Here is a 13,725-nt window from a genome sequence, read left to right on the forward strand (position 1 = left end):
TGTTCGGTTCTGGGAGATCAATGGCACAATGCTCCCCATGACTCCCGACGCCCCCGCGGCCGCCGGCCACGACGGTCCCCCACTCCTCGCCCGGCAGCGGCAGAACCACATCCTCGCCACGGTGAGCCAGCACGGCGGGGTGCGCGTGGCGGACATGGTCGACCAGCTCGGGGTGTCCGAGATGACGGTCCGCCGGGACATCACCAGCCTCGTCCGGCGCGGCCTCGTCGCGCGGGTCCACGGCGGGGCGGTGAGCCCCACCCGCTCGGCGCAGGAACCGCGCTTCGCCACCAAGTCGACGCAGCACCAGGGGGAGAAGGCCCGCATCGGGGCGTACGCCGCCGCGCGCGTCCACGAGGGCGACTCCCTCGCGCTGTCCGCCGGGACGACGACGCTCGCCGTCGCCCGGGCCCTCACCCGGCTGCCGCACTTCGGCAGCCTCACCGTCATCACCAACTCCCTGCCCGCGGCCGACGTGCTCCACGCCGGCGTCGAGCAGGCCCGCGAGGCCGGCCGCTCCGCGCCCACGGTCGTCCTCACCGGCGGCGAGCGGACCCGCTCCGACGCCCTCGTCGGCCCGGCGACCGTGGACTACCTGCGCGACATCCGCGTCGAGTGGGTCTTCCTCGGGGCGCACGGCTTCGACCCCACCATCGGCCTCATGACCCCCAACCTCCAGGAGGCCGAGACCAACGCGGCCCTCCTGCGGACGGGCCGGTCCGCCGTCGCCGTGCTGGACTCGACCAAGTGGGGGGTGCGCGGCCTGCGCACCTTCTGCCGGGTGGAGGACCTCGCGGCGCTCGTCACCGACGCCGAGCCCGACGACGCGACGCGCGCGGCGGCCGACACCCACGACTTCACCCTGGAGGTGGCGCAGTGACCCACGACCGGTCCCGGCAGGACATTCGGGTACGCAAGACCGCGACGCGACTCGCCGACGGGCGGGAGCTCTTCTACTTCGACGACTCCGAGCCCTACGTCTCCGGCGCCGCGACCCGGCGCCTCGACGACCCGCGCCCGCTCCCGGAGCGGTTCGCGCCGGTCCCGGGCCCCGACGGCACCCCGCGCCCCGTCACCGGCCCGGAGATGCGCTACGACGTCCTCACCGGGGAGTGGGTCCCCATGGCCTCCCACCGGATGAACCGCACCTTCCTGCCCCCCGCGGACGCGAACCCGCTCGCCCCCGCCAAGCCGGGCGCGGCGTACTCGGACGGGGAGATCCCCGCCGAGGACTACGACGTCGTCGTCTTCGAGAACCGGTTCCCCTCGCTCATGCGGCTGCCGGGCCAGGAGGACACCGTCACCCCCCTCGACGGCGAGGAGCTGTGGCCCACCCGCCCCGCCGTCGGGCGCTGCGAGGTCATCTGCTTCTCCCCCGACCCGTCCTCCTCGCTCGCGACCGTCGGGCCGCGCCGGATGCGCACGGTCATCGAGGCGTGGGCGGACCGCACGACCGCGCTCGGCGCGCTCGAGGGCGTCGAGCAGGTCTTCTGCTTCGAGAACCGGGGCAAGGAGATCGGCGTCACCCTGCACCACCCGCACGGGCAGATCTACGCCTACCCCTACGTCACCCCACGCACCGCGACGATGCTCCGGCAGGCGCGCGCCCACCGCGAGCGCACCGGCCGCAACCTGCTGCGCGACGTCCTCGACGCCGAGCTGCGCTCCGGGCGCCGGGTCGTCGCCGAGTCCGAGCACTGGGTGGCCTACGTGCCCGCGGCGGCCCGCTGGCCCGTCGAGGTGCACCTCGCCCCGCGCCGCGACGTGCCGGACCTCCCGGCCCTCACCGGCGCCGAGCGCGACGACCTCGCCGAGATCTACCTCCGGCTGCTCGCCGCCGGTGACCGGTTCTTCGTCGCCGACGGCGCCGCCGTGCCGCTGCCCTACATCGCCGCCTGGCACCAGGCGCCGGTGCGCGAGGGCCGCGACGACCTGCGCCTGCACCTCCAGCTCTTCTCCGTGCTCCGGGCGCCGGGCAAGCTCAAGTACCTCGCCGGCTCGGAGTCGGGGATGGGCGCCTGGGTCTCCGACACGACGCCGGAGAAGATCGCCGACCGGTTCGCGGAGGTCATGGCGTGAGCGAGCTGCTGCCCGCGTGGGACGACCAGGCCGCCGTCGCCCGGGCCCGCGCCCTCTTCACCGCCACCTTCGACGGCGAGCCCGACGGCGTCTGGGCGGCCCCCGGCCGGGTCAACCTCATCGGTGAGCACACCGACTACAACGGCGGGCTCTGCCTGCCGATCGCCCTGCCGCACCGCACCGTCGTCGCCCTGCGCGCCCGCACGGACGGGCTCGTCCGGCTCGTCTCCGCCCAGGAGGACGGCCTGCGCGAGCTCCGCCTGGCCGACGTCGGCCCGGCCGGCACGCCCGACGCCGTCGAGGGCTGGCCGGCGTACGTCGTCGGCGTCGCGTGGGCGCTCGAGCGCGAGGGCCTCCTCGACGGCGGCGGGTTCGACGTCGCCGTCGACTCGTGCGTGCCCTACGGCGCCGGGCTGTCCTCCTCGGCGGCGCTGGAGTGCGCCGTCGCCGTCGCCCTCGACGACGTCGCCGCCGCGGGCCTGGCGGCCGACGACGCCGGGCGCGCCCGGCTGGCGGCGGCCTGCGTGCGGGCCGAGAACGAGGTGGCCGGGGCCCCCACCGGGGGCATGGACCAGGCCGCGGCGCTGCGCTGCGCGCCGGGGCAGGCCCTCCTCCTCGACTGCCGGGACGGCGCCACCGAGCAGGTCCCCTTCGACCTCGCCGCCGTGGGCCTCGAGCTCCTCGTCATCGACACCCGCGCCGAGCACCAGCTCGCCGACGGCCAGTACGCCGCCCGCCGCACCTCCTGCGAGGACGCCGCGCGCCGGCTGGGCGTGGGGACGCTGCGCGAGGTCACCGACCTCGACGCCGCGCTGGCCGCCCTCGACGACGCGGAGCAGCGCCGCCGCGTGCGCCACGTCGTCACGGAGATCGCCCGCGTGGAGGAGTTCGTCGCCACCCTCCGCTCGGGGGAGCTGCGCGGGGACCTGCTGCGGGCCGCCGCGGCGCTCGTCGACGCCTCGCACACCTCGCTGCGCGACGACTACGAGGTGTCCGCGCCCGAGCTCGACGTCGCCGTGGAGGCGGCCCGCGCCGCCGGGGCGCACGGGGCCCGGATGACCGGCGGAGGGTTCGGGGGCTCGGCCATCGCGCTCGTCGACGCCGGCACCGCCCCGGCCGTGGCCGAGGCGGTCCGGGCGGCCTTCGCCGAGCGCGGCTTCACCGAGCCGGCCTTCCTCCTCGCCGTCCCGTCGGCACCGGCGTCACGCCTCGCCTGACGGGTCAGGGGCGGTGCGTCAGACCTCGTAGGTGACGACGAACGGGGCGTGGTCGGAGAAGCGCTCCGCGTAGGAGGGCGCGCGGTCGACCACGGCCTCGACGGCCCGGGCCGCGAGGCCGGCCGTGGCGAGCTGGTAGTCGATGCGCCAGCCGGCGTCGTTGTCGAACGCCTTGCCCCGCCAGGACCACCACGTGTAGGGCCCCGGGACGTCGCCCGCGAGGCGCCGCCCCACGTCGACCCACCCGAGGTCGTCGAACCAGCGGTCGAGGTAGGCGATCTCGGTGTCGAGCACGCCCGAGGTCTTGTTGTGGTTGCCCTTCCAGTTCTTGAGGTCGAGCGCGCGGTGGACGACGTTGAGGTCCCCGCCCACGACGACGTCGCGCTCGCCCGCCTCGGCCTGCGCGGCGAGCGTGGTCATCCGGGCCGAGACGGCGTCGAGGTGGGCGTACTTCGCCGCCATCTTCTCGGGGTTCGTCGCGGTACCGGAGTGGATGTAGACGGAGACGAGCGTGAGCGGGCGCTCGCCGCCGGGGACCGCGAGGTCCATCTCCACCCACCGGCCCGTGTCGACGGCCGCCTCGGGGCTGCCGTTGCCCAGCCCGACGCGCACGCCGGAGGCCGGGACGCGGGAGGCCACCGCGACGCCGGAGCGCCCCTTGACCGCGCACTCGGCGTGGACCACGTGCCATCCCGGCCCCAGCAGGCCGGTGAGAATCTCGTCCGAGGCCCGGACCTCCTGGAGGAGCAGGACGTCCGGGCGGCGGGTGGCGAGCCACGCGTCCATGCCCCGGGTGAAGGCGGCGCGGATGCCGTTGACGTTGACGCTGGCGACGGTGAGCCGCCGGCCGGGGGTCTCGCTCACGACGCGTCGGCCGCCCGCTCGGCCGACTCGACGACGTTGGCCAGGAGCATCGCGCGGGTCATCGGCCCCACGCCGCCGGGGTTGGGCGAGAGCCACCCGGCGACGTCGGCCACCTCGGGCGCGACGTCCCCCCGCAGGCGGGCCTCGCCCGTCTCGGGGTCGGACACCCGGGAGACGCCGACGTCGAGGACGACGGCGCCCGGCCGGACCATGTCCGCGGTGATGATCCCCGCCTGCCCGGCGGCCGCGACGACGACGTCCCCGGCGCGCACGTGCGCCGCCAGGTCCCGCGTGCCGGTGTGCGTGAGGGTGACGGTGGCGTTGACGTCCTTGCGGGTGAGCAGGAGCCCGATGGTCCGGCCCACGGTCGTGCCCCGGCCGACGACGACGACGTGGGCACCGGCCAGGTCGATCCCGTGCCGCTCGACGAGCTCGATGACGGCGCGCGGCGTGCAGGGCAGGGGGCTGGTCACCGGCTCCTTGACCCGCAGCACGAGGCGCCCGAGGTTGGTCGGGTGCAGCCCGTCGGCGTCCTTGTCGGGGTCGATGAGCTCGAGCACCCGGTTGGTGTCCACCCCCGCCGGCAGGGGCAGCTGGACGATGTACCCCGTGCAGGCGGGGTCCGCGTTGAGCCGCGCGACGGCGGCCTCGACCTCGGCCTGGGTGGCGGTGGCCGGCAAGTCCTCACGCAGGGACGCGATGCCCACCTGGGCGCAGTCGCGGTGCTTGCCGGCGACGTAGCTGCGCGAGCCAGGGTCGTCCCCCACGAGCACGGTGCCGAGCCCGGGGACCACGCCCCGGGCCCGCAGCGCCGCCACCCGGGTGGTGAGCTCGGCCTTGATGGCCGCCGCGGTGGCCTTGCCGTCGAGGACCTGCGCCGTCACTGGACGAGCCCGGTGTAGAGCGGGAACGCCTCGGTGAGCGTCGCGACGCGGCGGCGCAGCGCCTCGACGTCGGCGGCGTGGCCCTCGGTGAGGGCGGTGGCGATGATGTCGGCGACCTCGGTGAACTCCGCCGCCCCGAACCCGCGGGTGGCGAGCGCCGGCGTGCCGATCCGCAGGCCCGAGGTGACCCGCGGCGGGCGCGGGTCGAAGGGCACCGCGTTGCGGTTGACGGTGATGCCGGCGGCGTGGAGGAGGTCCTCGGCCTGCTGGCCGTCGAGCGGCGAGCGGCGCAGGTCGACGAGGACGAGGTGGACGTCGGTGCCGCCGGTGACGACGGAGACGCCGGCCTCGGCGACGGCCGGGGAGAGCAGGCGCTCGGCGATGATCCGGGCGCCCTCGAGGGTGCGGCGCTGCCGGTCGGCGAACTCCTCCCCCGCGGCCACCTTGAGCGCGACGGCCTTGGCGGCGATGACGTGCATGAGCGGCCCGCCCTGCTGGCCGGGGAAGACGGCGGAGTCGAGCTTCTTGCCGAACGCCTCCGCGTCGCGGCTGAGCAGCAGGCCGGAGCGCGGGCCACCCAGGGTCTTGTGGACGGTCGTGGAGACGACGTCGGAGTACGGCACCGGCGTCGGGTGCAGGCCCGCGGCGACGAGTCCCGCGAAGTGCGCCATGTCCGTCCACAGGTACGCGCCGACCTCGTCGGCGATCGCCCGGAACGCGGCGAAGTCGAGGTGCCGGGGGTAGGCCGACCAGCCGGCGATGATGACCTTCGGTCGGGTGGCGAGGGCCTGCTCGCGGACCTGCTCCATCTCGATCCGGTGGCTCGCCTCGTCCACGCCGTAGGCGGCGACGTCGTAGAGCTTGCCGGAGAAGTTGATCTTCATGCCGTGGGTGAGGTGCCCGCCGTGCGGCAGCGAGAGCCCGAGGATCCGGTCGCCGGGCGTGGCGAGCGCGTGGAGCACCGCGGCGTTGGCGGTCGCGCCCGAGTGCGGCTGGACGTTCGCGTAGGCGGCGCCGAAGAGCGTCTTGGCGCGCTCGATCGCCAGCGACTCGGCGATGTCCACCTGCTCGCACCCGCCGTAGTAGCGCCGGCCGGGGTAACCCTCGGCGTACTTGTTCGTCAGGACCGAGCCCTGGGCCTGGAGGACCGCGCGCGGGACGAAGTTCTCGCTCGCGATCATCTCCAGCGTGTCCCGCTGGCGGGTCAGCTCGCCCTCGAGGACGGCGGCAATCTCGGGGTCCAGCTCGGCCAGTGGCTGGTCGGCCACCGGGATGGTGCTCGTGGGGTTCTGGCTCATCGTTCCTCCGCAGCTGCTCACACGTCGGACGGTGCAGGGCACGCGTCATCGGGTGACCCTCGGCCCAGGCGGGCGACCTCGAGGTCTGCATGCTTCGCCGCTCCCCGGTGGTGATCCACCTCAGGCGCCAGTCGCGACGGGAACCGACCCTATCAAGCGGCGCGCCGCGGCGGGATCACGCCGCGCGCCGCGCGCCCGCGTCCCGGCCCCGGGGTCCGACACGTCCCGGCCCCGGCGCCTTGCTCGCGACCCGCACCGGCGTGGAACCGGTCAGTCCTCGGCGTCCTCGCCCTCGCCCTCGCCCTCGCCCTCGCCGAGGATGCGGCGCAGGTAGGCGTACGTGAGGTCGCCGGTGTGCTGGTCGTACTGGTGCTCGTAGCCGTGCTTGGCGTACATCGACAGGTTCTGCTTGGAGTCCTGGCCGGTGAAGACCCAGACCTCCTTGGTCTGCTCGGGCAGGTACTCCAGGACCGCCATGAGCAGCTCCGTCCCGATCCCCCGCCCCTGGAGGTCGGGGACGACGGCGAGGCGGCCGAGGTTGGCCCGCTCGGACTCGAGCTCGACGCGGATGGAGCCGACCATCCGCGGTCCCGCCCACGCCGCGATCGTGACGACGTCGTCCCGGGCGAGGTCGCTGCGCAGGTCCTCGAGCGTCTGCGTGAGGGCCGGGATGTGGGGGTCGCCGTAGAGCTGGGCCTCGGTGACGAAGGCCGCCCGGCGCACCGTGAGCAGCTCACCGGCCGAGGCGTCGTCGACGACGTCGATCCGCAGGTCATCCATGCGGGCCATCCTTGCACCACCGCACGCCCGCCCGTCCACGCCGTCTCAGGGCGCGCGGACCTCATCGGTGACCACGCCCGGCGCCCACGCCCGGTGGGCTAGCCTCGGCAGCGTGAGCGCCGCCCCGACCCACGCCGTCCCGACCCATCTCGTGCTGTCGCTGTCGTGCCCCGACCGGCCCGGCATCGTCAGCGCCGTCGCCGGCCTGCTCGCCGAGCTCGGCGGCAACATCACCGAGTCGCAGCAGTTCGGCGACCCGTCCACGGGCCTGTTCTTCATGCGCGTGCAGGTCGAGGTCACCGCCGCGCCCGAGGCGCTCGAGGCCGCGCTGCGCCCGCTCGCCGAGTCGTTCTCCATGCGTTACCACCTCGACGTCGTGGGCCGGCCGCTGCGCACCCTCGTCCTCGTCTCCACCGCGGCCCACTGCCTCAACGACCTCGCGTTCCGCCAGCGCAGCGAGCGGCTGCCCATCGACGTCGTCGGCGTCGTCTCCAACCACACGGTGCTGGCGCCCATGGCCGAGTTCTACGGGTACGACTTCCAGCACATCCCCGTGACGAAGGCGACCAAGGCCGACGCCGAGGCGCAGCTGCTCGCCCTCGTCCGCGAGCGCGACGTCGAGCTCGTGGTCCTCGCCCGCTACATGCAGATCCTCTCCGACGACCTGTGCCGGGAGCTCGCCGGCAACGTCATCAACATCCACCACTCGTTCCTGCCCAGCTTCAAGGGTGCCCGCCCGTACGCCCAGGCCCACGACCGCGGCGTCAAGCTCATCGGCGCGACCGCCCACTACGTCACCGCCGACCTCGACGAGGGCCCGATCATCGAGCAGGACGTCGAGCGCGTCGACCACGGCGACGACGTCGCCGAGATGGTCGCCCTCGGCGAGGACGTCGAGCGCCGCGTCCTCGCCCGGGCGGTGCGCTGGCACGCCGAGCACCGCGTCCTCCTCGACGGGACGCGGACGGTCGTCTTCCGCTGACCGGGCCCTGCCGGGGCTGACGCCCGGACCCGCGCGTGAGTGCCCGGACCCGCGCGTGAGTGCCCTGCCAGGCGGGTGGGCCGCCCCTCCCCGAGCCGCCGGTCCCCCACGGCGACGACGGGGCCGCCGCGTCGCACGCCCGGGCCGCACCGCTGCGGCCCTGACGGATGACGCCCGGGCCACGGCCAGGCCGCCTGCGGTCGGCCCGACGCCGCGTCCCGCGCGACCTGGCCGAAGGTCGAGCGCTTCGTCCCCGCCGCCGGGCGTTTCTCCAGGACCTTGACAAGACCTTCGGTCCATGGGAGTTAATTAACCCCACAAGCGAATGAAAGGGGTGGCGATGAGCGACCTTGTGGCACCCCGGGGCGCGAGCCGGCTGCGTGAGCGGAACCGTGAGGACCTCCTCCACCTGTTGCGCACGCGCGGCCCCCTCTCCCGAGCCGAGATGGCCCGCGCCCTCGCCGTCTCCCCCACCACCGCCTCGAGCCTCGTCGCCGAGCTGGTGGCGGCCGGGCTCGTCACCGAGGCCGACAGCGCCGACCGCCCGCCGCGACGCGGCCGGCCCGCCCAGGTCGTCCGCCTGACCACGGCGCCGGGCTACCTCGCCGGGGTCGACGTCGGTCGCACGCACGCCCGGGTCGCCGTCACGGACCGGGACCAGCAGGTCCTCGCCGAGCGCAACGTCCACCTCCCGGTGGGGCACGACCGGGAGGCGACCACCGCCCTCGTCCTCGACGTCCTCGACGAGCTGCTCACCGGCCTGGGCGCCGGTCGGGGCGACCTCACCGCGCTGGGCATCGGGCTGCCCGGGCCCCTCGAGTCCGCCACCGAGCTCATCGGGGTCGGCGCGATCCTGCCCGAGTGGGTGGGCTTCGACGTCGCCGGGGTGCTGCGGGCCGAGCTCGGTGTCCCCGTCGGCATCGACAACGACGCCAACCTCGGCATGCTCGCGGAGGCCCGGCACGGGGCGGCCCGCGGGGCCTCCCACGCCATCTACATCAAGGTCTCCACCGGGCTGGGCGCCGGCATGCTGCTGGGCGGGGAGCTCCACCGGGGCGCGGGCGGGAGCGCCGGTGAGCTCGGCCACACCCCCCTCGACCTCGACGGCATGGTCTGCCGCTGCGGGTCGCGGGGGTGCCTCGAGACGGTCGCCTCGGTCCGGGCCGTCCTCGCCATGCTGCGGCCCACGCTCGGCGCCGACCTCACCCTCGAGGACGTGCTCCGGCTGGCCGCCGACGGCAACCGCGCGTGCGAGCGCGCCATCGAGGACGTCGGGCGTGGCATCGGTCGTGGGGTCGCGGTCCTGGCCAACATCCTCGACCCCGAGGTCGTCCTCATCGGTGGGCCCCTGGCGGCCGCGGGAGAACCCCTGCTCGACGCCGTCCGGGAGAGCGTGCGCCGCACGTGCATCCCCTCGGTCAGCTCCCGCGTGCGGGTGGAGCGCTCCGCGCTGGGGGACCGCGCGGAGGTCCTCGGTGCCGTCGCGGTGGCCGCCGACGTGGCGTCCACCGCCGGGCTCGACGGCGGCGCCCGTTCGACCACCAGGTGAGCAGCATCACCACGGGCAGCCGCTGGCGGTAGGCTCTGCGCGGTCCTGAGCGATGTGCCCCGCGAGAGCGGGGTCTCCGCGGGCACAGGACCCCGACCTGTTGGTCACAAACTGATGTCGGTTTCCTCCAGTAGTTGACGTGATGGGTACGTCATGGGAGAGACTGGCGCCTAGCCCGGACCGGTACCCCTACCGGAACGGGATGAGGCCGCGGCGCGGCGCCTCGGCCCGGAGACGACGGAGTTTCTTAAGGAGTAGGAATGCGACGTACGACTATGGTGGCCGCGCTCGCAGCGGCCAGCCTCACCCTGGCCGCCTGTGGCGGTAACTCGGGTGGCTCGAACGCGACGAACGACGACGCGACCGGCGGCGGCGACGAGGCCGCCGGCGGCGACAGCGGAGAGGTCGAGGTCTTCACCTGGTGGGCCGCCGGCTCCGAGAAGCTCGGTCTCGACGCCATGGTCGAGGTGTTCAACACCCAGCACCCGGACATCGAGTTCGTCAACGGCGCCGTCGCCGGTGGCGCCGGCTCGGCGGCCAAGGACCTCCTGCAGTCGCGCCTCCAGGCGAACGACCCGCCGGACACGTTCCAGGGCCACGCCGGTGCGGAGCTCAAGGACTACATCGACGCCGGGCAGCTCGAGGACGTCTCGGACCTCTACGAGGAGTTCGGCCTCACCGAGGTCTTCCCGCAGGACCTCATCGACCTGCTCACCGTGGACGACGCCATCTACTCGGTGCCCTCCAACATCCACCGCTCCAACGTGGTGTGGGCCAACCCGACCGTCCTCGAGGAGGCCGGGATCGACCCCACGGCCGTCCCCGCGTCGATCGACGAGTGGATCACCGACCTCGAGGCCGTCCAGGAGGCGGGGGGCACCCCGCTGTCCGTCGCGACGACGTGGACCCAGGTCCACCTCCTCGAGACCGTCCTCATGGCCGAGCTCGGCGCCGAGGCCTACACCGGCCTCTGGGACGGGTCGACCGACTGGGAGGGCGCTGAGGTCACGGGCGCGCTCGAGACCTTCGAGCAGCTCATGAGCTTCACCAACACCGACCGCGACGGGCTCGACTGGCCCGAGGCCACCCAGATGGTCATCGACGGCAGCGCGGCCTACAACATCATGGGTGACTGGGCCGTCGCCGCGTTCGAGGAGCAGGGCGTGGAGGACTACGTCCACTTCCCGGTCCCCGGCACGGACGGCGTCTTCGGCTTCCTCGCCGACTCCTTCACCCTGCCCGTCGGCTCCCCCAACCCGGACGGCGCCCGCGCGTGGCTCGAGACGGTCGGGTCCCTCGAGGGCCAGGTCGCGTTCAACCAGGCCAAGGGCTCCATCCCGGCCCGTACGGACGCCGACGCCTCGGAGTTCTCCGAGTACCAGCAGACGGCGATCGAGTCGTACGGCCAGGACACCATCGTCCCGTCCGTCGCCCACGGCGCCGCGAGCTCCGTCGCCGTCCTCAACGGCATCTCCGACGCCACGAGCAAGTTCACCACCGGTGGGTCGGACCTCGCCACCTTCCAGAGCGAGCTGGTGGCCGCGGTCGCGGGCTGAGCCCTACACCGTTGAACCCAGGAGCGTGACGTGCGGGCCGGACACCCCAGTCCGGCCCGCACGGGCGCGTCCACCCGCTCACCGTCTCTCGGAGGTGTCCCGATGACCCGAACCATCCGCAGGTGGGGCCCGCCGGTCCTGCTCCTTACTCCCTCCATCATCCTCATCGCGGTCTTCGTCTACGGGTTGATCGGTATCAACTTCCAGACGTCGCTGACCGACTCCCACACCGCGCCCCAGGCCACCGGCCAGGCGCCCACCGCTTTCGTCGGGCTCGAGAACTACTTCGCCCTGCTCGGTGACGACGCGTTCCAGCACTCGCTGAAGAACCTCGTCCTCTACACCGTCGTCTTCCTCGTCGGCACCATGGTCCTCGGCTTCGTCTGGGCCTGGCTGCTCGACAAGCCCATCAAGGGCGAGGGGATCTTCCGCTCGGTGTACCTCTTCCCCATGGCCGTCTCCTTCGTGGCCTCCGGCGTCGTGTGGCGCTGGCTGCTCAACTCCAACGAGGGCGAGAACGCGAGCGGCCTCAACCGGCTGTTCCAGATCATCGGCCTGGACTTCCTCCAGAACCCCTGGTGGAACAACGTCACATGGGGCATCGCGGCCATCGCCCTGCCCGCCATCTGGCAGCTCTCGGGCTACGTCATGGCGCTCTTCCTCGCCGGCTTCCGCGGCATCCCGGAGGAGCTGCGCGAGGCGGGGCGGGTCGACGGCGCCTCAGAGTGGAAGCTCTACCGGCACGTGCTCTTCCCGCAGCTGTCCCCCGTGGCGCTCAGTGCCCTCGTCATCGTCGGGCACATGTCGCTCAAGGCGTTCGACCTCATCATGTCGATCTCCAAGCCCGCGAACTACCAGACCAAGGTTCCGGCGATCGACATGTACCTGTACAAGTCGAGCTTCGACTATGCGAACTCGGCGGCGGTCGGCTCGATCCTGCTGATCATCGTCGCCGCCGTCATCATCCCGTACCTCGTCCACAACGCACGGGCGGAGAGGCGCTGACATGACCACTACTTCCGCACCCGCTCCCCCGATCCCGCCGCTCCACGCCGGCGAGGGCGGCGCCGGCCCGCTCCCCTCGGCCCGGACCCGCCCCACGGGCGGCTTCACGGTCGGGCGCACGCTGCGCTACGCCGCGCTGCTCTTCTTCCTGCTCATCGTCCTCGTGCCGGTGTACGTCCTCTTCGTCACGAGCTTCAAGGGGGCGGGCGACGCCTCGCCCACCCGCGCCTGGGCGCTGCCGACGACGTGGACCACGGACAACTGGGTCGCGGCCTGGGACGCCCTGGCCCCGGCGCTGTGGCGGACCCTGCAGATGGTCATCCCGGCCTCGATCATCGCCGCGGTCCTCGGGTCGATGAACGGCTTCGTCCTGTCCCGGTGGTCGTTCCGCGGAGCGAACATCGTCTTCACGGTGATCCTCTTCGGGATGTTCATCCCGTACCAGGCCGTGATGATCCCGCTCCTGCAGCTCATGCTGGGCCTCAACATCCCGACCGGCGTGCCGTCACTGATCCTCGTGCACGTCATCTACGGCATCCCGATCACGACGCTGATCTTCCGGAACTACTACCAGTCGATCCCCCACGAGCTCATCGAGGCGGCGCGGGTCGACGGCGCGGGCATGCTCCGCACGTACTTCTCGGTGATCCTGCCCGTGTCGGCGCCCGGTTTCGTCGTCGTCCTCATCTGGCAGTTCACCTCGGCGTGGAACGACTTCCTCTTCGCGGTGTTCTTCTCCTCCAGCCAGAACGGCCCGGTGACGCTCGCGCTCAACAACCTCGCGAACGGCGCCCTGCTGCAGAACTACGGCGTGTCGATGGCCGGGGCGCTCTTCGCCTCGCTGCCGACGCTGGTGGTCTACATCCTGCTGGGCAAGTACTTCATCGGCGGTCTGATGTCGGGCTCCGTCAAGGGCTGACCCGCACCCACCCCCGCAGGGGGCGTCCCGCGCACCGCGGGGCGCCCCTGCGTCGTCTCCGCACCCCTCCGCTGCGGATGGCCGCGTGCTCCACCGGCGATCGCGGGTCGCCTCGCCTCCGGCCACCGCCCCCAGCCCCGGCCCCGGCCCCCGCACACTGCCTGCTCCCCCTCCGGCCACGGCCATCCCCCGATACCCCGCTAACGGGTGAGATTGCTGTGCCTATACCGCTGCAATGTCACCCACAGCGGCCAGACCTGGCGACCAGGGCGACCTGACGCCCGGGCGGCAGCGGCCCCCTCACCGCCTGCTCCCCGTCCAGCCACGGCCATCCCCCCGATTCCCCGCTAACGGGTGAGATTGCTGTGCCTATACCGCTGGGATGTCACCCAGAGCGGCCGGATCCGGCGACCAGGACGGCTTGGGGCAGACCCCGACCACGGGGCGGCCCGACCGGCGCCCTCGGCGGTAGCCGCTCTCGGGCCACGCCGACGGGTTATCTGCGCAGCCCGCCCCTGGCGCGCCACTCCCGCGCCTCGGCCGGCCTATCGGTCGCCGCGCGGCGCACTGCCCCCTTCCGCTCCAGCACACG

12 protein-coding genes and 1 riboswitch are annotated in these 13,725 nt (G+C 73.4%); of the genes, 8 read left to right on the top strand and 4 right to left on the bottom strand.

Going from position 1 to position 13,725, the window contains the following annotated elements; genetic code table 11:
• Positions 1-37: 37 nt before the first annotated feature.
• From EBO36_RS11960 to galK, 3 genes are read left to right on the top strand one after another with little or no spacing between them, the layout of a single operon-like run.
• Entirely contained in the window at positions 38-880 is an 843-nt protein-coding gene (locus EBO36_RS11960) for a DeoR/GlpR family DNA-binding transcription regulator (protein WP_122825648.1), read from the top strand.
• Positions 877-2,079 carry a galactose-1-phosphate uridylyltransferase gene (galT, locus tag EBO36_RS11965; RefSeq protein ID WP_122824819.1) on the top strand — a complete coding sequence of 401 codons (1,203 nt, stop codon included), beginning with the start codon at positions 877-879 and terminating at the stop codon, positions 2,077-2,079. The genes EBO36_RS11960 and galT overlap by 4 nt, the downstream gene beginning before the upstream one ends.
• Positions 2,076-3,296: a galactokinase gene (galK, locus tag EBO36_RS11970; protein ID WP_222928720.1), complete on the top strand. Its 1,221-nt coding sequence runs from the start codon at positions 2,076-2,078 to the stop codon at positions 3,294-3,296. Before galT ends, galK begins: the two co-directional genes overlap by 4 nt.
• Before the next feature lie 18 nt (positions 3,297-3,314).
• Here the strand turns inward: galK and EBO36_RS11975 are convergent, their stop codons facing one another.
• From EBO36_RS11975 to EBO36_RS11990, 4 genes are all read right to left on the bottom strand, one after another.
• Positions 3,315-4,160: an exodeoxyribonuclease III gene (locus tag EBO36_RS11975; RefSeq protein WP_122824821.1), complete on the bottom strand. Its 846-nt coding sequence runs from the start codon at positions 4,158-4,160 to the stop codon at positions 3,315-3,317.
• Positions 4,157-5,044 (bottom strand): bifunctional methylenetetrahydrofolate dehydrogenase/methenyltetrahydrofolate cyclohydrolase, encoded by an 888-nt coding sequence (locus EBO36_RS11980; protein WP_122824822.1) that lies wholly within the window; start codon positions 5,042-5,044, stop codon positions 4,157-4,159. The genes EBO36_RS11975 and EBO36_RS11980 overlap by 4 nt, the downstream gene beginning before the upstream one ends.
• The gene (glyA, locus tag EBO36_RS11985; RefSeq protein WP_122824823.1) at positions 5,041-6,342 is read right to left on the bottom strand and encodes a serine hydroxymethyltransferase; all 1,302 of its coding nucleotides are present in this window, start codon (positions 6,340-6,342) and stop codon (positions 5,041-5,043) included. Before glyA ends, EBO36_RS11980 begins: the two co-directional genes overlap by 4 nt.
• Before the next feature lie 55 nt (positions 6,343-6,397).
• Positions 6,398-6,487: riboswitch (ZMP/ZTP riboswitch) on the bottom strand.
• 125 nt (positions 6,488-6,612) lie between these two features.
• Complete coding sequence (locus tag EBO36_RS11990; RefSeq protein WP_122825649.1) at positions 6,613-7,131, bottom strand: GNAT family N-acetyltransferase; 519 nt, start codon at positions 7,129-7,131, stop codon at positions 6,613-6,615.
• Between the two features lie 103 nt (positions 7,132-7,234).
• Here EBO36_RS11990 and purU point away from each other — a divergent pair, with 103 nt between their 5' ends.
• The 5 genes from purU to EBO36_RS12015 all read left to right on the top strand — a co-directional run bounded on the left by purU (position 7,235) and on the right by EBO36_RS12015 (position 13,133).
• Positions 7,235-8,104: a formyltetrahydrofolate deformylase gene (gene purU, locus EBO36_RS11995; protein ID WP_241236883.1), complete on the top strand. Its 870-nt coding sequence runs from the start codon at positions 7,235-7,237 to the stop codon at positions 8,102-8,104.
• Between the two features lie 340 nt (positions 8,105-8,444).
• A complete protein-coding gene (locus tag EBO36_RS12000; protein ID WP_164471462.1) occupies positions 8,445-9,653 on the top strand; it encodes an ROK family transcriptional regulator in 1,209 nt (402 codons plus the stop codon).
• A 260-nt stretch (positions 9,654-9,913) separates the two neighbouring features.
• Positions 9,914-11,209: an ABC transporter substrate-binding protein gene (locus tag EBO36_RS12005; protein WP_122824826.1), complete on the top strand. Its 1,296-nt coding sequence runs from the start codon at positions 9,914-9,916 to the stop codon at positions 11,207-11,209.
• Between the two features lie 102 nt (positions 11,210-11,311).
• Positions 11,312-12,214 (top strand): carbohydrate ABC transporter permease, encoded by a 903-nt coding sequence (locus tag EBO36_RS12010; protein ID WP_122824827.1) that lies wholly within the window; start codon positions 11,312-11,314, stop codon positions 12,212-12,214.
• 1 nt (position 12,215) lies between these two features.
• Positions 12,216-13,133 (top strand): carbohydrate ABC transporter permease, encoded by a 918-nt coding sequence (locus tag EBO36_RS12015; protein ID WP_122824828.1) that lies wholly within the window; start codon positions 12,216-12,218, stop codon positions 13,131-13,133.
• The last annotated feature ends 592 nt before the right edge of the window (positions 13,134-13,725 follow it).

This window comes from Georgenia faecalis (assembly GCF_003710105.1).
GTDB lineage: Bacteria > Actinomycetota > Actinomycetes > Actinomycetales > Actinomycetaceae > Georgenia_A > Georgenia_A faecalis.

Bases quoted from the DNA above. Each gene is read 5' to 3' on its own strand.
- EBO36_RS12000 (WP_164471462.1), top strand. From the start codon at position 8,445: ATGAGCGACCTTGTGGCACCCCGGGGCGCGAGCCGGCTGCGTGAGCGG.
- EBO36_RS12010 (WP_122824827.1), top strand. From the start codon at position 11,312: ATGACCCGAACCATCCGCAGGTGGGGCCCGCCGGTCCTGCTCCTTACT.
- EBO36_RS12005 (WP_122824826.1), top strand. From the start codon at position 9,914: ATGCGACGTACGACTATGGTGGCCGCGCTCGCAGCGGCCAGCCTCACC.
- EBO36_RS11990 (WP_122825649.1), bottom strand. From the start codon at position 7,131: ATGGCCCGCATGGATGACCTGCGGATCGACGTCGTCGACGACGCCTCG.
- glyA (WP_122824823.1), bottom strand. From the start codon at position 6,342: ATGAGCCAGAACCCCACGAGCACCATCCCGGTGGCCGACCAGCCACTG.
- EBO36_RS12015 (WP_122824828.1), top strand. From the start codon at position 12,216: ATGACCACTACTTCCGCACCCGCTCCCCCGATCCCGCCGCTCCACGCC.
- EBO36_RS11960 (WP_122825648.1), top strand. From the start codon at position 38: ATGACTCCCGACGCCCCCGCGGCCGCCGGCCACGACGGTCCCCCACTC.